This window comes from Mucilaginibacter sp. (genome assembly GCF_041660805.1).
Lineage (GTDB): Bacteria > Bacteroidota > Bacteroidia > Sphingobacteriales > Sphingobacteriaceae > Mucilaginibacter.
The window spans coordinates 1-20837 of sequence record NZ_JBAZVP010000021.1; the positions used below are offsets into that span (position 1 = coordinate 1).

General features: G+C 42.5%; 14 protein-coding genes. 2 read left to right on the forward strand and 12 right to left on the reverse strand.

Annotated features, from left to right (window positions below):
• Positions 1 to 379: 379 nt before the first annotated feature.
• From WC743_RS20225 to WC743_RS20260, 8 genes are all read right to left on the reverse strand, one after another.
• Positions 380 to 1147, reverse strand: a complete 768-nt coding sequence (locus WC743_RS20225) for a DUF4382 domain-containing protein (protein ID WP_373014961.1) — start codon at positions 1145 to 1147, stop codon at positions 380 to 382.
• 292 nt (positions 1148 to 1439) lie between these two features.
• Positions 1440 to 2621: a chromate transporter gene (locus tag WC743_RS20230; protein ID WP_373014963.1), complete on the reverse strand. Its 1182-nt coding sequence runs from the start codon at positions 2619 to 2621 to the stop codon at positions 1440 to 1442.
• The gene (locus WC743_RS20235) at positions 2606 to 3055 is read right to left on the reverse strand and encodes a chromate resistance protein ChrB domain-containing protein (RefSeq protein WP_373014965.1); all 450 of its coding nucleotides are present in this window, start codon (positions 3053 to 3055) and stop codon (positions 2606 to 2608) included. The genes WC743_RS20230 and WC743_RS20235 overlap by 16 nt, the downstream gene beginning before the upstream one ends.
• 29 nt (positions 3056 to 3084) lie before the next feature.
• Positions 3085 to 4077 carry a DUF1259 domain-containing protein gene (locus WC743_RS20240; RefSeq protein ID WP_373014967.1) on the reverse strand — a complete coding sequence of 331 codons (993 nt, stop codon included), beginning with the start codon at positions 4075 to 4077 and terminating at the stop codon, positions 3085 to 3087.
• A 108-nt stretch (positions 4078 to 4185) separates the two neighbouring features.
• Positions 4186 to 5271 carry an efflux RND transporter periplasmic adaptor subunit gene (locus tag WC743_RS20245; protein WP_373014969.1) on the reverse strand — a complete coding sequence of 362 codons (1086 nt, stop codon included), beginning with the start codon at positions 5269 to 5271 and terminating at the stop codon, positions 4186 to 4188.
• Complete coding sequence (locus WC743_RS20250) at positions 5268 to 8432, reverse strand: efflux RND transporter permease subunit (RefSeq protein ID WP_373014971.1); 3165 nt, start codon at positions 8430 to 8432, stop codon at positions 5268 to 5270. Before WC743_RS20250 ends, WC743_RS20245 begins: the two co-directional genes overlap by 4 nt.
• Positions 8429 to 9826: a TolC family protein gene (locus WC743_RS20255; RefSeq protein ID WP_373014973.1), complete on the reverse strand. Its 1398-nt coding sequence runs from the start codon at positions 9824 to 9826 to the stop codon at positions 8429 to 8431. The genes WC743_RS20250 and WC743_RS20255 overlap by 4 nt, the downstream gene beginning before the upstream one ends.
• Before the next feature lie 89 nt (positions 9827 to 9915).
• Entirely contained in the window at positions 9916 to 10755 is an 840-nt protein-coding gene (locus WC743_RS20260) for a chromate resistance protein ChrB domain-containing protein (RefSeq protein WP_373014975.1), read from the reverse strand.
• 188 nt (positions 10756 to 10943) lie between these two features.
• Between WC743_RS20260 and efp the strand changes: the two genes are divergently transcribed.
• Positions 10944 to 11504 (forward strand): elongation factor P, encoded by a 561-nt coding sequence (gene efp / locus WC743_RS20265; RefSeq protein WP_373014977.1) that lies wholly within the window; start codon positions 10944 to 10946, stop codon positions 11502 to 11504.
• Positions 11505 to 11769: 265 nt separating this feature from the next.
• Here efp and WC743_RS20270 read toward each other — a convergent pair whose 3' ends face one another.
• The 3 genes from WC743_RS20270 to WC743_RS20280 form a co-directional block, all read right to left on the reverse strand.
• The gene (locus WC743_RS20270) at positions 11770 to 13665 is read right to left on the reverse strand and encodes an OmpA family protein (protein ID WP_373014979.1); all 1896 of its coding nucleotides are present in this window, start codon (positions 13663 to 13665) and stop codon (positions 11770 to 11772) included.
• Between the two features lie 123 nt (positions 13666 to 13788).
• On the reverse strand, positions 13789 to 15633 hold the full coding sequence (locus WC743_RS20275) for an ice-binding family protein (protein WP_373014981.1): 1845 nt from the start codon (positions 15631 to 15633) through the stop codon (positions 13789 to 13791).
• Between the two features lie 122 nt (positions 15634 to 15755).
• The gene (locus WC743_RS20280; RefSeq protein WP_373014983.1) at positions 15756 to 16262 is read right to left on the reverse strand and encodes a helix-turn-helix domain-containing protein; all 507 of its coding nucleotides are present in this window, start codon (positions 16260 to 16262) and stop codon (positions 15756 to 15758) included.
• A 567-nt stretch (positions 16263 to 16829) separates the two neighbouring features.
• On the opposite strand from WC743_RS20280, the gene WC743_RS20285 reads away from it, so the two are divergent.
• The gene (locus WC743_RS20285) at positions 16830 to 18098 is read left to right on the forward strand and encodes an Hsp70 family protein (protein WP_373014985.1); all 1269 of its coding nucleotides are present in this window, start codon (positions 16830 to 16832) and stop codon (positions 18096 to 18098) included.
• A gap of 66 nt (positions 18099 to 18164) precedes the next feature.
• Here the strand turns inward: WC743_RS20285 and WC743_RS20290 are convergent, their stop codons facing one another.
• Entirely contained in the window at positions 18165 to 20735 is a 2571-nt protein-coding gene (locus tag WC743_RS20290) for a TonB-dependent receptor domain-containing protein (protein WP_373014987.1), read from the reverse strand.
• Positions 20736 to 20837 lie beyond the last annotated feature (102 nt).

Here is a 20837-nt window from a genome sequence, read left to right on the forward strand (position 1 = left end):
CTATCTGAAAAGAATATTGGATGTTAACCTATTAAATTGTTTGCTCTATGCCTTTAAGTTTTACCCCGAGCTGTATGATAAATATGTTAAAGGGTTTAGTTGGCGTGGCCGCCCAACCAGGTAGTAGTATAACCGGCAATAACATACTTACGCCTTCGCCTTAAACACTTTATGATCTTACTGATTATATTACTCTGCTATTAATCATATTTGCTAATTTCTGCCCATAGTAAAGTTGGCCGAACCAAAAATGTTTCCCTATTGATTTAAACGCAGATTAAAATTTTGGTAAAATTAAAAAGCGGCCTTAACGTTATGTTAAAGCCGCTTTGCTCCAGGCATTTTACTCCTGAAGTTAAGAATGGATGACAGCACTTAACTACTGCGTAATCGTAATTGTTCCGAGGTCTTTAACGGACCCATTGACTACTGTAACATTATCTATGGTTTTAACAGCATAAGGGCTTACAGGTGTAAAGTTGACCTGGTAAATGCCTGCAGCTAATCCGGGGAAATAAAATTTTCCGGTAGCGTCAGCAACGGTCCCTATGGTATCTGTTCCCATAATAGCATAAACTTTTGGATAAGCGGCAGCAGGTGTAACTATCCCGGTTAACGCGCCGGATACGGCTTGAGGAATAGCCCTTATCACCGGTTTCAGATTGTATTTACCACTCCCTGTTGTAACAATTGATTTCGCTGCATCAAAGTCCAGTAACAGCGTGTAAGCTACACCGGCAGTCAGGTCATCCTGTACCTTAAGCTTTACGCCAGACGACTGCCCGCTTGGGGTATCCATATCATAAGAAATACCGTTAATAACCACCCGGTTACCGGTATTATTCAACACCAAACGTACCTCTTGAAGGCGCCCGGCCGGGACATCAACTCCCGCCAGTACGGTATCCTTACCATTTCTGAAACGCAGAATGTCTATTGGGGTTGTATTAACGTCCACTGTCTTTTCACCACCGGATGAAAGAATAACAACTTGTTTAATGTTCAGGATTACCGCGTCATAAGCACCCGGAGCGTCGGTCAGCTTAACGGTTACATGAGAAGTACCGCTTGAATTTGAATTATCCTTTTTACAGGATGCAAATCCTAAACTTAAAAGGGCAACGGAAAATAAAATTAGCTTTTTCATAATTATCTGTTAGTTGGTATGTGCCATCTTAAACATTAAAAAAGGGAAAAGGTTTAACATAGCACATTTGAGCCTTATGTGCTCATTGATATATGAGAAAGATATTTTTATTGTAAGCCAGCGTAACCATGTTACAAAATCATTCCAAAATCTAAGTGACCGCCTTAACACCTGCGGAACATACGGGCTTTATAGAAAGACATCATAAGTCAATTAAGCGGTTGGCGGTCTTGGCTTCTCCTAATTGATTTTGCTTATCGCACACTGGAGGCAAGATTAAGCCATAAGATGATTATAGCGCTTTAATTAATATGCCGAGAATAGCCGCAACACCTATGATATAAGGTTCCTGTAACTTTTTAATGTAAATGAGCGCCAAAACCGCGGCTATGCCAATCAATGCGGTTGGAACGTCGATGATAGAACGCAAACCGATGATAATTACCGAACCGACCAATGCACCAATCACTGACGCGGTAATGCCATCAACAAATGCTTTGATACTGGCGTTTTTTGCGATCTTTTTAAAGGATGGGGCTAAAGCCACGGTGAATAAATAACACGGGAGGAAAGTAGCCAAAGCAGCTACACAAGCGCCGGGAAAACCAGCGACCAGGTAGCCGATAAACCCAACCGTGATAACCACCGGCCCCGGCGTGATCATGGCCACGGCAACCGCATCCACAAACTGATGCTCATTGAGCCAGCCAAACTCGGTAACCACACCACCATGCAGGAACGGTACGATGGCTAAACCGCTGCCAAACACAAAGGCACCCGCTTTGGCAAAGAACCAGGCAATCTCTTCCAGCGTCTTGCCCTCATACTTCCAGAACCCGGTACTGATCAAAATTCCCGCAGGCAATATTACAGGCTTTTTGATCCAGGCTGGTGGTGCTTTAATGAGCATATATAAAATACCGCAGGCCAGGAACAATAATATTTCTTCCCGTTCGCTGATTACGGTTACCACAATACCGGCAATATAAAAAAGCCATAGCAACCATTTGGCTTTCATCGCCGCAGGTTCCAGTTTGCTGATAGATTTGATGGTGAGCTTATAAGCGCTCATCGCGATAATACCAATCACGGCGGCGCCTACCCCATAAAATACCGCCTGCATCCAGGGCAGCCCGCCATATAGCTGATAGGCCATACCCAGCAATGCCACCATGATAAAAGATGGCAGTACAAAGGCCAATCCGGTAAGGGTCGCACCGATCAGTCCATAATGCACAAAGCCGATATAAATACCCAGTTGCGCGGCCAAAGGCCCCGGTGCTAATTGTGCTAAAGCCAGGCCTTCTTTATATTCTTCTTCGGTGAGCCAACCTTTGTTTTCTACCAGGTCACGCTGCATATAGCCAACTAAGGCCACCGGCCCGCCAAAACCCCAGGTGCCGAGTTTTAAATAGTATAAAGTGATCTCGGCTAATGAATAGGCCGGTTTGCTTTTTGTCAGTTGCTTTTCCATGTGTGTTTTTCCTCTTGTACATATTTAGCCCAGCTATACAGGGCATCATAAATAATTAAACCTGCAGCCAGTTGCTCGTGGTCGTCTTTAAAATTATAGGACAGCCCGGCAGAGATTGCCCAAAGGCCCGCCGCCTGCTGTGCCAGATCAAAACGGGCGGTGTCTGCGCCGCGAACAATTTCAGCGATCTGTAAAACAGCAGGATCGGTCAGGCCGTGTTTTTTGATGATATAGTCAAACGTGCAGCGTTCACCCTCGTGGGTGTATTCCACGCCCGCAATATCGTAAGGTATTGCATCAAATATCTCTGCCTGTTCAATGACCTGTTCCTTTGGCACAAACAGGAACGCTGCCTGCGGGTCAACAAAGTTTTTAATAAGCCAGGGACAGGCAATACGGTCAATTTTTGGCCGTTCGCGAGTGATCCATTTCATGAGAATTGGGTTTAAGAATTATTTCATTACTACATCTTCATACCGCCCATGGGTTTTTCAGGTTTCTTACCTAAAACATCCAGCGCCGCGCGGAAACCTTGTGCCAAATCGGTCGCCTTACCTCTGCCATAATAATGCAGGAAGATCATGTGCGGATCATCGCCTAGCATGTGATTATGGACAGCTACCACTTCGAGGTTGTGTGCCCGCAGGGTTTTGATCACGGTATTTACTTCGCTTTGCAGCATAGCCACATCACCGGCGATATGGGCATCATCCTGTTTTCCTGCAAAAGAGGCCCAGGTATTCAAACCAATGTTTGTGGTCATTTCCACGCCCATCGCGATCACCTTTAGATCGGCCCGCCCGATGGTATATTTATAGGTAGGCCCGTTCACCGTACCGGTATATTTCACGATGGCATCCAATGCCGGAATATCAAAGTTTTCTTTCCCGGTAACAGCTGGTGGTGCAGACGGTGCCGGTTGATTAGCAGGGAACAGTTTACTATCCCTGATGGTATCAGCATATTTTTTTGCCAGCTCCGCTACAGTTCCCATGCCATGAATGTGCATGTAGAAGATGCGCGGTTCCTCGTAAAAGAAATGATTATGAATAGCAGCAATCTCCAGGCCGTTGGCGTGTGCAGCAGATATTAATGGGTTAACCTCTTCCATCTGCAATACGGTATCGCTCATCACCATAGCTGATTTACCGTCAACCGTTTTCTTAAAAGATACCCAGCCGCCAAAACCAAACGGGATCGGTATGGGCACGCCCTTGATCTTCATTTTCAGGTCGTTTCGCGGTAGTGGCGTGGTATAAACAGATTCCGCTTCTTTATAGCTGCCTTTCTTGCCCAGGGCAGCGTCAATAGCTGCTATTTCATCGGCTGTTATCGGCGGGGTTTTGCTTGGAGGCAATGTTATTGCCTTTACTTTATCAATAGGTAACAGTAAGGCTGTACCGATCACGGCTGTGGCCTGTAAAGCTTGTCTGCGGGTGAATTTATTGGTTTCCATGGTGGTGATGTTGTTATTTTCTAATCGGTAAATAAATTTACGATGTTTCAATGCCGGATAATAGAACAGAAATGACCATTCGGTAGAATAGATTTTACCTTTTCTGAGCTACTGTTTTACCTGCACAGTTACGCCTTCTTTCAGTTCTTCGTTAGCCTGTGCCACCAGTTGATCTCCTGCTTTCAGATCGCCTGCTATCTCGGTCTTCTCTTTGCCGGTAAATCCCGTCTTTACGTCCACCCATTGGGTTTTGCCGTTTTCTACCTTAATTACAAATTTACGTTCCTGGGTAGAGACAACCGTTTTAAACGGAACGAGAAATCCCTCTTTCGGACGACTAACCGGTAATACTACCTGGGCAAACATTCCGGGTTTAAGCAAGCCGCCTGCATTCGGAAAGGTCAATTCCCAGGTTTCGCTCCTTGTTTGCGGATCAATAGCATCCGATTTCCTCGCCAGCTTAGCTTTAAACACCTGACCCGGGTTGGCTGATACAGTAAAGGTTGCTTCGTTTCCCTTTAAAGTGGTTGAATTATAAGCTTCAGGCACAGCTATGTCTACCCTTAAAGACGAATTATCCTCCACACGAAATAAGAGCGTTTTACCGGTGTTATCCACAAAATCTCCCTTAAATATGTTCCTTGCCGTAACCACACCATTAAAAGGCGAACGAATTACCAGGTAATCTTCCATAGCTTTATTAGCCTGAGTTGCCGAGCGGGAAGCCTGGTATGCAGCGCTGTCTGTCCGCATTTGGTTGCGGGCAATATCAAGTTCATTATCTGCAACGGCACCCGGCGTTTGAGCGGCTTTTAATAACCGTAAATAAGTTGATCTGCTTGATTCATATTTGGACCTCGCTCCCATGCTGTTGCTTTGGCTTTGGGCTTGTGTGGCTTTTAATTCCGGTGCATCCAGTATACACAATACCTGCCCTTTGGTAACCTTTGAACCAATATCTACTTTAACTTCTTTTACATAGCCGGGTGTACGCGCATAGATATTAGCGCGGTCAAAGGGGGTGATTTCTCCGGTGAGGTTTAGTTTATTAGAAATGGGTTCCAGCTTCAATGTGATCAGTTTTACTACCGGTTTTTCCGGCAGTCCCTGTGGCACGGCTTTTTCCGTTTGATTCCCTCCGCAAGCTATTAGCAGACAAACAGGGATTAGAAACATAAAATATATAGCTTTCATGATTGATTTTCGGTTAAGAGGTGATATTTGCTTTGCGGATCATCGGGATCTAACGAGATCACCGGTACAGGACGGTTTCCAATGGATGACTGATAAATTAGTGGTAATATGATAAGACTGGAAAACATGGAGAAGATAAGGCCGCCAATCACGGCTGTTCCTAAAGGTGAAGTTTGATCGCCGCCTTCACCTAAACCTAATGCCATCGGAATCATCCCTGCAATCATAGCCAAACTGGTCATTAGGATAGGCCTGATCCTATCTTTTATCCCTTGTAAATAAGGTTCACTTAATTTTTCGCGCCGATGCTTTTCTGCCTGCGTAACAAAGAGGATGGCATTAGCAACCGCCACACCAACCGCCATGATACAGCCCATATAAGATTGTATATTCAGCGTTTGGCCGCAGATCCAGAGCAACAGCAAGCTACCCGCTAAAATACCGGGTATAACCGCGATAATGACCAGCGATAACCTAAATGATTGAAAATTTACCGCCAATAACAGGAAGATCACCACAATAGCCAGTAAAATACCGTTTTGCAGTTCCATAAAAGTTTGCAGAAATACCTCTGCTTGCCCGGGCTGCTGAATCTTCATGCCCTCCGGCAGTTTACCTGTTCCTGCAATGATCTTATCAATATTTTTAATTGCCGCGCCCAGCGACTTACCTTGCAGATTGGCGGTAATGGTGATAAACCGTTTTTGGTTCAGGCGATCAAATTCACCTTCGGTATTTCCCATCTTCCAGGTCGCCACATCACGCATATAAACCTGTTTACCATTATCGGAACTTAATAAAATATTATCCACCTGCGCCGGGTCGTTCATGATCAGTTCCGGTATCTGCACCTGTACCTGGTAAGCCGTTCCGGCTGCTTTATCTACCCAATAGTTAGGCTGTGTAAAGCGGCTGGACGAGGTAGCCGCAGCCAGTGATTTACCGGCATCCTCCACGGTTAAACCCAACTGCCCCAGCTTCACCCGGTCAAATTCGATCTTCATAGCAGGATAGCCCTGCGGCGCACTATAAGTAACATCGCGTAGGTATGGTAGCGTTTTCAGCTTTTCCACAATCTTCTTACCAAATTCACGATCCTGCGTTAAGCTTTTGCCTAATACCTGTACCTGTATCGGTGTGCCTGTTCCCTGGCTCATTACCTGTTCTACCAGGTCTGCCGGTTCAAAAGAAATATGTGCCGCGGGCATTTGCTGAGTTACAGCCTGCCGTACACTCTCTTTAAAAGCATCCAGATGGATACCAGCGCCCGAAATAAATTTGACCTTCAACAAAGCTTCTTCGGGTCCGCTCGTCCACAAGTGAATAACACTTACCGGATAACTTGACCCCACCAGGCCGACATAGGCGGAGGATATAGCAATTTTGTTACCACCGGATAAACTGTCTATCAGGTGTAGCAACTGCTTTGTTTTAGCTTCTGTCCGCTCAATACGTGTTCCTTCCGGTAACCTGAGCCTGACCTGGAATTGCCCCGCATCTACTTTGGGGAATAGTTCCTTGCCAACAGTGAAAAAAAGAAGTGCTGCCAAAGCGATAGAAAGTATCAGGTAAACGGGTATCAACACTTTTCTGCCTGGCGATAGGCGATGGATCAACCTTTCATGCCTTTCTTTAAAACGGGTCATTCGTTTGCCTTCCTTTACAGCTTCGGCCGGTTTATCCTTAAACAGCCAGTTGGCTATTACAGGTACAAAAGATTGGGATAACAGGAAAGATGCGATCATGGCAAAACCAACCGATAAAGCAAGCGGCAGAAACATTGCTTTGGGGATGCCCGACATAAAGAATGCCGGGAAAAATACAGCCAGGATACACAACAGGATCAATAATTTAGGTAAGGCAATTTCTTTACAAGCTTCCAGTATAGCCCGCCCTTTCAGTTCTCCTTTTTCCTGATGATGGTGGATATTTTCGATGGTTACCGTCGCCTCATCCACCAATATGCCGATAGCTAAAGCCAGACCGCCCAAAGTCATAATATTGATAGTTTGCCCAAAAAGCTTCAGGCAGATCACCGCCGAAAGCAGAGCCAAAGGTATCGTTAAAACAACAATCAACGAGCCGCGCCAATCCCTTAAAAACAGTAACACCATTAAGCCGGTCAGCAAAGCCCCCAGGATCCCCTCTATCAGCAGGCTTTTGAGTGAATTGATCACATAACCCGACTGATCAAATTCATAGCTTACTTTAATATCTGGCGGGATAGCCGCCTGCATATCCGGCAAAGCAGCTTTTACTTTTTGCACAACGTCCCACGTGGAGGCATCGGCCCGCTTAGTTACCGGGATATAAACCGACCGTTTGCCATTGATCAATGCATAACCTGCCGTAATATCCGCACCATTATCTACCTGCGCCAGATCATGCACATAAACAGCCGGGCCGCTGCCTGTTCTTACAGGAATATTGCCCAGATCCTGAATATTATCTACAACCGTATTTTGCGGCGCAATGAGCATTTGATCGCCCACGCGCAAGTTGCCCGCCGGAAGGATAGTGTTCCCTTTAGCTATTGCTGTTACCAATTCCTCGGGACTGATACCATAACTGCGCAACTTATTCGGATCGGCTTTGATCAGAACGGAGCGCTGATTCCCGCCAAACGGTGGTGGCGCAGAAACACCGGGCAGCGTAGAAAACATTGGCCTAACCTTAAACAAGGCCAGGTCAGAAACTTCGCCTAACGACCGGGTAGGGCTGCTGAATACCAATTGTCCAACAGCTACACTTCCGCCGTCAAACCGGGTTACAAAGGGCGATACGGTACCCGGCGGCATAAACGCCCGCGCCCTGTTCACCATTGAAACCACCTCACCGGTGGCCTGGCCCATATCAGTGCCCTCATAAAAATTGAGTTTGAGTAATGTAACCCCCTGTATGGTTTTGCTTTCTACTGATTTAATGCCGGTCACATAAAGGAAATGGTATTCATAGTAAGAAGTAACAAAGCCTTCTATCTGTTCAGCTGACAGCCCGCCATAGGTTTGGGCCACATAGATTGTGGGGGTCCCCAGTTTCGGAAATATATCAACCGGCATCGTTTTAATGGAAACCACGGCAAAAAAGATAATAGCAATAACGGCTACTACAATCGTGACCGGTTTTCTTAATGAGGCGTATAAAAATTGGAGGATGTTCATTTACCGTATTGATTTAAAAACAGGTTGAGGTTGCCATTGTAGGCGGCCTCGTTTAATAAAGCCCGCCAGGCAGCGTAATAAGCGATCTTTACGGTGGCCGCAGACTGAAATAATAATTGCTGCGCCTGTATCACATCGTAATAATTGATCAGGCCGGATTTATATCTGGACTGGATGGCCTTGTAGGTATATTGGGCAGAATAAAATTGTTGCGGTGCAAGCTGTGCCGATTGCACCGCCTTTTGAAAGTTAGATGCCGCAATTTCCTTTTGGGTGTTCAGGCGCAGTTCAGTTTGAGCAAGTTGTTCCCGGCTGGATGCGGCAATAAGCTCCTGTTGTTTCCATAAGGGTTTTTGCCTGAAGATTTCTAGTAAGGGAAAAGCTATTTGCGCCCCCACCCCATAATTATACCGCTGAAAGCGCCAGCCGTCGCTTGAATTAATTGAGCCATCCGCACCAATCCCTGATCCCCGCCCATAACCGGTGCTCCAAAGGGTCAATCGTGGCAGTATACTTCTCCGGAGCGATTTTAAAGCTAGTTCATTAGCTGCAACGTTAGCTTTGCCTAATTGAATTTCCGGGTGATCGGTCAATGCTGTATCTCCTAAAGCTACCTCCGGAATATGTTTAAATAAGGCTGAATCAATAACCAAACCGACCGGTAGCTTACCACCCACCAATTCTTTAAGGGCAATCAGCGTGGAATCACGCTGTCTTTCAATGGTAATTAGCTGCATTTCTGCCCTGGTATATTCTGAGTGAAAAGAAGAAGAATCTGTACCCGGCCTTAAACCGCTAGCGACTAAAGTTTGCGCTTGCTTCAAGTTAAAAGCCGACTTATCAATATTGGATTGGTAAACTTTGATGAGGTCGCTCACCAGCAGATAATTCAGCCAGGCACCAATCACATATACCTGGTGCTGAAATAACGTTAAGTTCTCATCCGCCTGGCCGTATTGCAATTTGCCTTTAGCCAGTTCAATTTCCGCACCGCGCTGGCCAAAAGTAATGGGTTCCCATTGCAGGTTAAGCGCGGCTGCACTGCCCGGCACACCGCTGTAATCATTACCCTTGCTGGGTGGGCCGCTAATTGGCGTAATATATTGCGGATAAATCATACCGGTAATGTTATTCGCCGTGGCATAATCCACCTGGTAAGATGCGTTAAGTGAGGGGATCAAGCCGTTCTGCTTGTATTTAACTGCGTATTGCAAAGCTTGAGTTTGCAGTTTCTTAACTCTGATCAGCGGATAATTGACCGTTGCCGTATGGAGCAGAGAATCAAGGTAAGATTTAATTTGCTGTGCAGTTACCCGTTGGGGTAGTAAAAAACAAAAGAGCATTCCTGCAGTCAGGCTGATCTTTGGAAAGACAGGTAAAATAAGACGTTTCATAGCTGGAGGTCCAGTACTGTATATAAGCACAATGCTATGAGAATTTCTGCCTGCAAAATAGAACAGATTTTACTTAAGTAGAACCAGTTTTACTTTTTCGGCAGGTTTTTTTTATATTCTGAAGCTTTCATGCCCATTTGTTTCTTAAAGATCCGGTTAAAATGACTTTGGTCTGAAAAACCGGTCAGATAAGCGATCTCAGTCAAAGAGTAATTCGTAGTTTCCATCATACTCATAGCTTTTTCGATTCGCATTTTGCGGATATAATCGCCAAATGATAAGTTCTCAAAATATTTGGAAAACTCCCGTGAGAGATATGCGGGATTGATCTCCAGCTCTTCAGATACTTGCCTAAGGCTCAGGCTCATATTAGTATCGACCTGGTCCTGGATCATTTCTTTGAGCTCTTTTGCCCATTCCGGTGATTTTTTGGCACCCTGCTGTTTTAGATATTTATTAAAAACCTCCAATAACACATACTCCACCGGCTCTTGAATATGTTTTTGCTCGTACAGATATTTGGCCCAGGTATACAGTCCGTCATAAACTTTCATCCCCAGATCCAGCAGTTCATGATCATCAGGAATATTTTTTGATAAGCCCAGAAAAATGGCTGACAATCCCGATGCCTGCGGGGCGAAATCATGCCGATCAGTATCTGCGCCCCGAACGATGGCAGCTATGCGGTCAAGCGCAACATCTTTTAACTGATGCTTTTTAAGGAAGTAATCAAAGCTGCACTGGTCGTCATAATGGGTGTATTCCACACCGGGCAGGTCAAATGGGGTGGCATTTAACACCGCGGCCTGCGCAATCACCTGGTCAACTGGCACGTAAATTATCTCCGCCTCGGGGTCAATAAAGCGTTTGATCACCCAGGGACAGGCGATGCGATCAATCTTAGGGCGTTCACGGGTGATCCATTTCATATTATCACCAAAGTTAAAAATCTAATTCTTTTTTATGCAAGCCGGTTGCATGATACCCCAACTTGCATCCCACATCGGATACTTCTTTATTAAGGTGTATTTTGCAAAATGAACAAAGAGCGCCAATTATGATAATGTTTACCATAACTTAATATATCTTCGCATTTAAAATTTACAATTGTATTTACATGGCAAAAGCATCTGAAATTAAAGTAGGAAATATATTACGTTACAACGGCGAACTGGTAACCGTTACAGAAGTTCTGCATCGCACACCGGGTAAAGGTGGGGCTTTCTATTTAGATAAATTTCGTAACATTAAAACCGGAAAAATTGTGGAGGCTCGTTTAGCCACCGACGAACAGGTTGAAATTTGCCGTGTAGAAACTAATGATTTCCAATATCTGTACGAAGAAGGCGATTACATGGTGATAATGGATAACACCACTTTTGATCAGTTTAATATCCCAAAATCACTATTTGGCCCAGCTGTAAAATTTTTAAAAGAAGGAATGAACGTGATCGTGTCTTTTGAAAGTGAAGAACCTATTATGGCGCAGGCACCTAACAGTGTAGAATTGGAAATTACTTATGCCGAACCGGCTGTTAAAGGCGATACGTCTTCTGGTGCACTAAAATACGCGACAACAGAGAATGGCGTGGAAATAAAAGTACCATTATTTGTAAACCAGGGCGATAAAGTAAAAGTAGATACACGCACGGGTGAATATCTTGAGCGTGTAAAATAGGTGACGTTCCGGGCGATTGGCCATAAAAGTAACCTTACCGATTAATAAAATCTTGTAATCTTCCTGCTGATATGATTTAAACTCTGAAACAAAAGAGATGGATCATATCAGAAAGGCGAGGAAAAACCATTATACCTTATACACGGTATCGGGCAACTGGCATTTATGAGATATACACAGTCTATGGAATGTTCAGTTGGTTTGTGCATTTAATACAATAGACGGAGATACCCCCGCCTATTGTATATGTATGATTATATTCTATTTATTTCACCGGTATAATATCAATGATAACAGTTCTGTTGTAAAAACGTTCTTCAGGAATACTATTTTCAAATGGTGCATTACCTACGTCCTCGCCGAAACCTGTTACTTCAAATTTTACATTGTTTTTACCAGCTTTAACTAAAGCACTTTGCAATATGCGCTGAACGTCATTAGCACGCTCTTTTGATAATTTCAGATTATGACCTTCTTCGCCAATAATATCGGTATGGCCATGTATCATCACCATTGATCCGTCTGTAATTGAAGCCGATACCACATCAGTTAAAAACTTATCATATGACGCTATTGAGTTAGATTTATCAAACTCATACAAGATACTATAACGGGAATTTTTTCCGGTGGTTTCTTCCTGTCGCATCAAATGCAACACACTTTCTTTCCTTACAGGTAAGCCTTTTCTGCTTTCTCCTGTCATAACAACTTTATAATCGCCTCCGGCATTGCTACCTAAAACAGATGCTCCTGAAATGCTTTCCTGATTACGGGTAAAAGGGCCGTAATGTTGCGCAGTTCCTTCTTCGTCTGTAACATCTATTGACCATGATTTAAGTAATTGTTGGGCACTGTCAACATTTAAAACAATACGGCTATCAAGCGGATCTGCTTGCGTAGCAATTATTTGAACCGGCTTCATCAAATCACCGCCTACTTCCATTAACAACTGCGGTGATGCACTTGTTATATCAACACGGCGATCCCCAGCCCTTAAAAGTAAAAGCTCTTTAGTGCCACCAGCCTGTTCAGACGGAATAACCGGCTTTGTACGCCCGAGTATACCTATTCTTGAACCCTCAATTCCGAATACTGTAACTAAATAACCTTTAACAGCCTCTGCAAGCATCCTCCCCTCCTGCGGGCCATTTCCGGAAGCGCCCGTAAGCGAAATAACAGTACCCGGGTTAGACCTTAAGCGATCACCGAGGATGTTTAAGATATTGTGATAAATATTCAACTGCCTCGCCGAACGACCAATCATGTTTACGGACTGCTCATTTTTTAGCTGATCTTCCTTAAAATCGGCTGCCTGACTCTGTGAAAGATTGATATACCTGGCTGCAACCTGCGTTGATCCCTCCTCAAAGAAAATAGAATTACGTAGTGGCAAAGTTTCGCTTACCTGGCGGTTTAACGGCATTGTTTTAGGCGCACGAACAACAAAAGTAAAATCATGAACCGCTACCGGCACTATAGTAACCTCTTTAATTGCCGATTTTGATGCTTTACCGAATTTAAGTGCTATACCGGCACGTACTGTTGTTATTGACCAGCTTTCAATACTACGCGGCTCCTGACCGAAATAAGGGTGGAACGAAACAAAAGGTGATATGCTAACCTTTGTTGTACTAGCTGCCGATGAAGTTATAATATCATAACCAACACCAACCTGACCGGAAAAAACAGTTTTTTTCATAGCACTTAGCTGCCCGTTTGAATTTGGTTGTTTAAGCTGGGTATAAGCAAAATCTTTATCTACATTAAAAGCAACACGCGGACCTGCAAAAAAGTACAAACCTGTCGAGGGCACACTTAAACGTATACTTGGTTCAATAGCAATATAGCTTGTACTGGTTTTTAAGGTAGCCGGGCAATTACAAGGTGCTACAACATCTTTAAATTTCCCTCCACGGCCATCATATGCTATATTAAGCATTGCACCTATAACACCGGTAGGCCGGTACTCCACCAGTAGCGATCCATATGGGCGTACTCCATTACCTTTATGAAAAGCGGTTGGAGCTATCAACGAGTTGGTTAACCTTTGGGTTGTACCATCATAAAAATTAATATTTGCAGCACCTGATAAACCAAACCACCATGTTGGCTGGATAGTTTGTGCTTTAACTGTTGTACCTGCCATGATTATCATGAACATACAGGTAATGATTTTTTGTATTATCTTATTTATGGGTAACATATGATATCTTTTTAATTTTTTATTGCCTTGTAAATCCCCTTGTTAAGGAGGATTACTATAGCTAGGATAATATTTTATACACTATGGTGTAACAGTGCTGGCATTTAAGGTAACTGCTGTTTGGGCCAGTAATTTACCGGTAACTTTAGCACCTGTGTTTAGCGAGATCAACGTTTTACTTAATATAATACCGCTAAGGTCTGCGCCGGTACCAAGTGTTGCCTGGCCTGCCACTACCCAAAAGATATTTTTAGCTTGCGCTCCGCCCAATAGTGTAATTTTGGCGTTATTATTTACAGTAAGATTTTGTGATATCTGGAAAACCCATGTATCGTTTGGTCCTCCTGTTAGGGTAACACCCTGGTTAGATATCAATACTCCTGTATTCCATTTATATAAACCGGCCGGTAATATTTTGCCGCTGATATCTCCTGCAAACAAATCAACAATTGGAGCTGGTACAACTAAATTATTTGCCGTTGTGTATGCGGTTTGCATATCATTTATAGCAGTTGTCATATTAGATGGTGTTGGAGACGCATAATCTGCCGCATAAACCTTACCTGTTACAATAGGTGTGTGGGAAGATTGCCCGTTGGCATCCATAATTAAACCAAAGCCGGTAATTGCGGTGGCAGCCGTTGGGCTTACGCCTATATTACCCGTAACAGATGTAATACCTGTTGTTGATATACCAGATTTGGTAAGGATAGTAAAGTCTGCTGCTAATCCGAGGTTTATTGCTCCAGGGCCTACGCCTATGCCACCGGCAGGGGGTATTACGGGACCTAAAATAAAGTTAGCAACCAATGCCCTGTTTGCACTTAAGGTGAACTGGTAACTTGGAGATAATGACACTATTGTGCCATTATCTGTCCAACTAACAAAGTTGTAGCCGGTATGTGCTGTAGCTGTTACAGTTACAGCAGCCCCTGCATTATAGGCACCAGACCCGTTGGTTGCCCCGCCTGCTGCAGGACTTGACGATAAGATAACCGCAAATTGAGATGGCGGTATCAGCCTAAAGTTAGCAACAAGTGTTTTGTTACCTGTTATGTTAAATTGGTAACTTGAACTTGTAGAAACTATTGTACCATTATCTGTCCAATTAACAAAGATATAGCCCGTACTTGGAAACGCTGTTACTGTTACAGGCGTGCCTGCGTTATAAGCGCCCGACCCGCTGGTTGTGCCACCCGCAACTGGTAAAGATGATAATACTACAGCAAACTGCGATGGTGGTATAAGTTTAAAATTGGCAATTAAAGTTTTGTTGCCGGCCATAATAAACTGATAGCTTGAACTTGTTGATACAACAGCACCGTTATCTGTCCAGTTGGTGAATGTGTAACCAGCATTTGGCGTTGCAGTTACAGTAACTGATGCTCCTTGTGCAAAAGTACCTGCTCCCGCTGACAGGCCACCTGCAGCCGGAACTGAAGACAGTGTTATTTGCGGAACGGTTGTAAAGCTCCATACATAATTACTTACCATTGCTGTGCGTAAAGTATCTGTAGCACCTGTTGTAATTGTACCGGTATAAGTTACAAATGGCAGAAGCGGTTGATCTGGAGTGAATGTGAATATTTTACTATCCGCGGTTGGAGCAACCTTACCTGTAATAACTGTAGTTCCCTGTTTTATGGTGAATGTCTTATCATTAATTGTTGAAGGGGCCATGCTTGTGTTAAACGTTGCCGATATTACTTTGTTAAGAGCAACATCTACAGCTTTATCTGCAGGATCAGTTGCAACCACCACCGGGCAATCTCCCTTTATCTCGCCTTTGTATTCATCTTTTTTGCATCCAGTTGTTAATACTGTAATAAGCACTAAAAAAGAAAGAAAAGCTTTAAAAACACTGGGATAGCTCGTGCTTTGACGCATAGGAATGCCATCCATAATCATAGTAAAATTTTTTTTCATAAATATATTTGGAAAGTAAGTTGTAGGGGCCTTAAGTCTGTTTGATCAAATTTAAGGTCTTACAAACCTATGCCAGAATGGTGATTGATCTGTTATACAACTATTATATTAAGTTATATAATTCACACGTTTTCAAGCTCAATTTTATTTTGGCTAGTAAGCTGTTTAAATTGCGAAGGCGTTATTCCCGTAACTTTCTTAAACTGAGTAGACAGATGTGCTACACTGCTATAATGCAGCTTCCATGAAATTTCGGTTAAGTTAAGTTCATCATAATTAATCAATTGCTTTACCAATTGAATTTTATGTAAAATTATAAACTGTTCAATAGTAGTTCCTTCTACTTCTGAAAAAACGTTGGCGAGATAAGTATAATCACGACATAACTTTTCACCTAAATAATCTGAGAAATTTATTTTTAAGCGGGTATCTGAATGATGGATGATATTGATGATAACGTTTTTAATTCTTTCAACTAAGATGTTTTTCTTTTTATCTAATAATTCTAATCCATAACTTAATAAGTTAATACCAACTTTTTGAATTTGTTTAGGTGTAACAGTTCCTGCTATTTCAACTCTCCCCCAATCTATGCTTATACATTTAATTCCAGCTTTCTGGAATTCCATTTCAACAATTATTTTGCAACGGGTGCTGACCATATTTTTTATGAAGAGATTCATCAAGCCTGTTATACAAAGTAAGTGCCTGTATAAAGCAGTTAGTTGTAATCCATTTTTTTAATTATAAGGTTGCTTTAATGTTTAAATAAAAATGCCTTTATACAACCACAACACATCTTCGGAAAAAGCATTATTGTTATAAGAACAAATATTAACCGAACCATATTGCATTAAGATAGTTGGCAAACGTTAAATATTTTACTCTTTAAGTAATTATGAATAGTATAAAGGATACTATTAGTCTAATAACTAATATGAGTACCTTCATTAACTGGTATTTTACTTTCGCAAATCCGCCTGCTCAGGCATCCATGTCATAGCTAACCTGCTATGCCAACAAACAAATGGTGGCGATCAGTTTTCATTTCGGTTAACCGGAAGACCCAAAATGAGATGATGGGCATATTTGGCAGCCCGCACGGAAACGCCCTTGTTGAATAAACCCAATTGAAAAATAATATATTTTTAATACCTTCGCCGCCCTTAAAATTTTTATTGTCTTATCCCTGTATTATGAAAAGGTTTTTATACGGAATCGATTTTGGAACAACCAACTCGGCTTTGGCAATTTACGACGAAGAATCAAAAGAAATCCGTAGTACCATTATTATTCCTTCGCTTATTTATTTCTATCATCAACCCAATACAGAAAATGCCCAAAATTATGTTGTAGGCGAAGAAGCGATCACGGCTTACCTTAACGATGATATGAAAGGGCGTTTTATCAAGTCTGTTAAACAAATATTATCAAGGAGCAGTTTCACGGAAACCCGTATCCACAATAAGAAGTACAATGCTTCTGATCTTGTGGCTATTATTTTAAAGGAATTAAAAACCCGTGCAGATCTGTTTATTGGACAAGATTGCCGAAAAGCGGTAATTGGCAGGCCTGTTTTTTTTGATGACGACAATGTACAAAAAGACACGCTGGCACAGACCAGACTAAGTAAAGCAGCGGAAATTGCTGGTTTTGTAGACGTTCGGTATCAATTTGAGCCCATAGGGGCCGCTTTTGCCTATGAAAAGACCCTCGCAAAAAAAGAAAATGTACTAGTTGCCGATCTTGGCGGGGGCACCACAGATTTTACTTATTTGGTTCTCGATCCTGAAAAAGTTGGGAGCAGAGAAAGAAAGAACGACATGATGGCCAATGGTGGGATTTATGTGGGTGGAGATAGCTTCGATTCCGCCTTTATGTGGGATAAAGGTACGCCTTATTTTGGCAAGCACACCCAATATGAAGCAACCCCGGGTAAGGTATTAACTGTTCCAAAATCACTTTTTGCAAACATTTGCTCCTGGGAACAAATGAATTTTTTTAATGGTTTACGCATTAAAAAAGATATAGAAGATTACTATTTTTTTTCGGGCAAAAACCCGCAGTTTAAAAACCTGATCACGCTTATTGAACACAATTTGGGCTATTCGGTATTTCAATCTATCGAAAAAACAAAAATTACGCTTACAAATGCGGATAGTTCCATGTTTAGCTATCACAAAATGGATATCAAAATTGAGGAGGAAATCTCCTTGGGAGTTTATGAAGAGGTTATTGCAAAAGATGTGGCCCGGATTGCAAACTACCTCGATGAGTTTATGTTGCAAAATAGTATCGACCCCGAAAATATCGATAGTCTTTTTTTAACTGGCGGAACTTCCATGATGGGTAGTATTCAGAAACTTTTTAAAAACAGGTTTCCTCATGTCAATTTAAATTCGGGAGATAATTTCAAAAGTGTGGCCAAAGGTTTAGCTTATAGTGGTTATTTATTCGAAGATTGATGTCATTCAAAGGATAAAATCAATAATATGCTGTAATTGCTTAAGAAGGTGAAAGCCGGTTATATATTAGTTATTATTCTGTCCGCCCGAGCCATTATTTCCATCACCTTGTTTCAGATCATCATTGGTTACACCGCGTTTTTTCTTAGGCATTTGAGGGCCAAAAGTTGTTTTCCCGAAGTTATACGTAAAGCTTACCCCGAATGACCTGAAAGGAACTGAAAAACGATTGTTTTGTGTAAGCGCCCCACTACTGATGCGTGAAGTAAAATCTTTATAATTTTGGAAAGGCTGGGTAATATTAAGCCCGACAGACCCTTTCTTTTTCCAGATTTCCTGTTTGACGCCAATAACAAAAAGATTGAATGCAGGATTAGTACCCTGAAATGTACGCCTTGCGGAATTTTGTATCAGAAAAGTTTCAGCAGAGAGCTTGGGATTTAATTTTACTGTGCCGCTGATAAACGCATTATATTGTATATAGGTTGACTGTGCACCTTGTTGCAGGCTGCTGATAATTTGCGGCTTGTAGGTAAATGCATTTACATTACCTCTTAATGTAAGTAACTTAAAAAGTTCTACCGAACCGAATAAGCTGGAGCCAATTGAATTGTTATTGCCCACATTAAGGTAGCTGGTAAGCGATACGTCCCTGGTAACGGCGTTGCCATTGTTATCAATAGTAGTAAATGGAACGGTGCGTACATAGCTTTCTATAATATCGTCCGTTTTCCTATAATAAACAGACACATTGATAACCGAGCTTTTTATGAAAGTAGAATAATTCAATTCTATTGTTTGCGAGATCTCAGGAGACAATTCCGGATTACCCTGTGTTTGGTTCAAAGGATTACTGGTGTTTAGAAAAGGATTTAAGAACTGCAAACTCGGGCGCTGTATACGCTTGCTATAGCTCAGTTTCATCGTTTGAGTTGGCGTGATCGCCTTTGAAATAACAAAACTCGGAATAAAATTGGTATAACTGTTATTGAACGGTGAAAGGCCTACGCTTGCGTTGCCGGAGTTGCCGTCGATCTTAGTGTTTTCAAGACGCGCTCCCACTTGGATGGTATAACCGCTTTTAAGTGTAGTTGTAAGCAAGCCGTAGCCTGAATATACATCCTGGTCATAATCGTAAGTGTTTGAGGTTGCAGCGTTAAATACATAAGCGCCTGTGGCATCCGGGTTAAAAAAGTCGTACTCACTTTTAATTCTTCTTAAAATAGATTTAGCTCCTGTCTCTATTTTAAAGACCTTATTGATAGGGAGTACATAATCTGTTTGTATTGTATATTCGTTATTGGTGCCGTTATTGGCAGCACGCTGGTTTTGTGTAAAAGCGGAGTATTCTGACAGGTAATTTACGTCAGATAACCCATGTGTCCATTGCGCGGCGATACTGATCTCTTCGCCTTCTTTTTTGAATTTATGCGTAAAATCGTTGTTCCAGTCAAAATTGGAAACCTTGAACTCATTACTGGTTATGGCAGTATAATCTACATTTCCTTCCTGTGCAGAAAAATTGCTGTTGGTACTGCTGCCGCTGTTTTTAAATGCACCTCCCCTGGTGCTAAAGGAAGAAGAGAAACTGTTTTTTTCATCAAAATCATAGCCCAAAGACGCTGACCCATTGGTAAAATGCCGGTTGGATGTATTCTGACCGTTTGAAGACGATGAAGTACCTAATTCGGTATTTTGACTACTGAATGAAGTATAGGTTGTTTGAGGCCAGCCTGTATTGTACCCAAAGTTTCCTGTTAAACTTAGTTTGTTTTTATTGAAGTTAAAATTTGCGCTTTGATTACTCTGCCTCGTACCAACGCTTCCGGTAACAGACCCGCTAAAGCCCGATATGTCTTTCTTTTTGGTAACGATATTGATTATACCTGCAGAACCTTCTGCATCATATTTGGCAGATGGAGCTGTTATTACCTCAATGTTCTTGATCTGATCAGAAGGCATTGACCTTAAAACGTCGGCAGCATTAGTGACCAGCGCGCCGGATGGTTTTCCATTAATGAGAATACGTACGTTCTGGCTGCCGCGTAAGGCTACATTACCATCCATATCAACAGATACCATGGGCACTTTGCGTAAGATGTCTGTTGCATTACCTCCGGCACTGGTTACATCTTTTTCTGCATTAAAAACCAGTTTGTCAATCCGGTTTTCAATAAGTGCCTTTTGGCCGGTTACCTGTACTGCATTAAGCATTTTCGCGCTCGGCGCAACTATGATCTGGCCAACGCTCAGATCCATTTTTGACTCCGCCAATATTACCTTGTTTATAGTTTTGGTAGTATAACCAAGAAATGCTACCTGGATCATGTACTCTCCAGCCTGTAACCCGGCAATTTTAAAAGTGCCCTTTACATCTGTAAGGCCGCCGTTTACCGGAGCCGCGATACCTGCTTTGAACAGGCTTACAGTTGCATAATCCAATGGTTTTCTGGTGAGCGAATCGATTATCATTCCCGAGATGCTTCCGTTACCCCCTGCCGCACCCGGTTGGGGGCCCCTTGCCGGATTGTTTTGTGCATCAACACGAACATCAAACAGCAACAAACAAATAATTGCAATACTGATAGATGGGAAAATTAATTTAAATAGATTGATTTTATGTTGGGGCTGTTTCATTTGCTATTGGTTTAAAACAAAACAATGCAAATTCAGCAAAGCAAATTCTCCGAATAGACGGTTTGCCATTTATAATAGACCAAACCGTCTTTAAAATCGATG

Coding starts and splice junctions, on each gene's coding strand:
- WC743_RS20225 (WP_373014961.1), bottom strand. CDS start 1,147: ATGAAAAAGCTAATTTTATTTTCCGTTGCCCTTTTAAGTTTAGGATTT.
- WC743_RS20230 (WP_373014963.1), bottom strand. CDS start 2,621: ATGGAAAAGCAACTGACAAAAAGCAAACCGGCCTATTCATTAGCCGAG.
- WC743_RS20235 (WP_373014965.1), bottom strand. CDS start 3,055: ATGAAATGGATCACTCGCGAACGGCCAAAAATTGACCGTATTGCCTGT.
- WC743_RS20240 (WP_373014967.1), bottom strand. CDS start 4,077: ATGGAAACCAATAAATTCACCCGCAGACAAGCTTTACAGGCCACAGCC.
- WC743_RS20245 (WP_373014969.1), bottom strand. CDS start 5,271: ATGAAAGCTATATATTTTATGTTTCTAATCCCTGTTTGTCTGCTAATA.
- WC743_RS20250 (WP_373014971.1), bottom strand. CDS start 8,432: ATGAACATCCTCCAATTTTTATACGCCTCATTAAGAAAACCGGTCACG.
- WC743_RS20255 (WP_373014973.1), bottom strand. CDS start 9,826: ATGAAACGTCTTATTTTACCTGTCTTTCCAAAGATCAGCCTGACTGCA.
- WC743_RS20260 (WP_373014975.1), bottom strand. CDS start 10,755: ATGAAATGGATCACCCGTGAACGCCCTAAGATTGATCGCATCGCCTGT.
- efp (WP_373014977.1), top strand. CDS start 10,944: ATGGCAAAAGCATCTGAAATTAAAGTAGGAAATATATTACGTTACAAC.
- WC743_RS20270 (WP_373014979.1), bottom strand. CDS start 13,665: ATGTTCATGATAATCATGGCAGGTACAACAGTTAAAGCACAAACTATC.
- WC743_RS20275 (WP_373014981.1), bottom strand. CDS start 15,633: ATGAAAAAAAATTTTACTATGATTATGGATGGCATTCCTATGCGTCAA.
- WC743_RS20280 (WP_373014983.1), bottom strand. CDS start 16,262: ATGGAATTCCAGAAAGCTGGAATTAAATGTATAAGCATAGATTGGGGG.
- WC743_RS20285 (WP_373014985.1), top strand. CDS start 16,830: ATGAAAAGGTTTTTATACGGAATCGATTTTGGAACAACCAACTCGGCT.
- WC743_RS20290 (WP_373014987.1), bottom strand. CDS start 20,735: ATGAAACAGCCCCAACATAAAATCAATCTATTTAAATTAATTTTCCCA.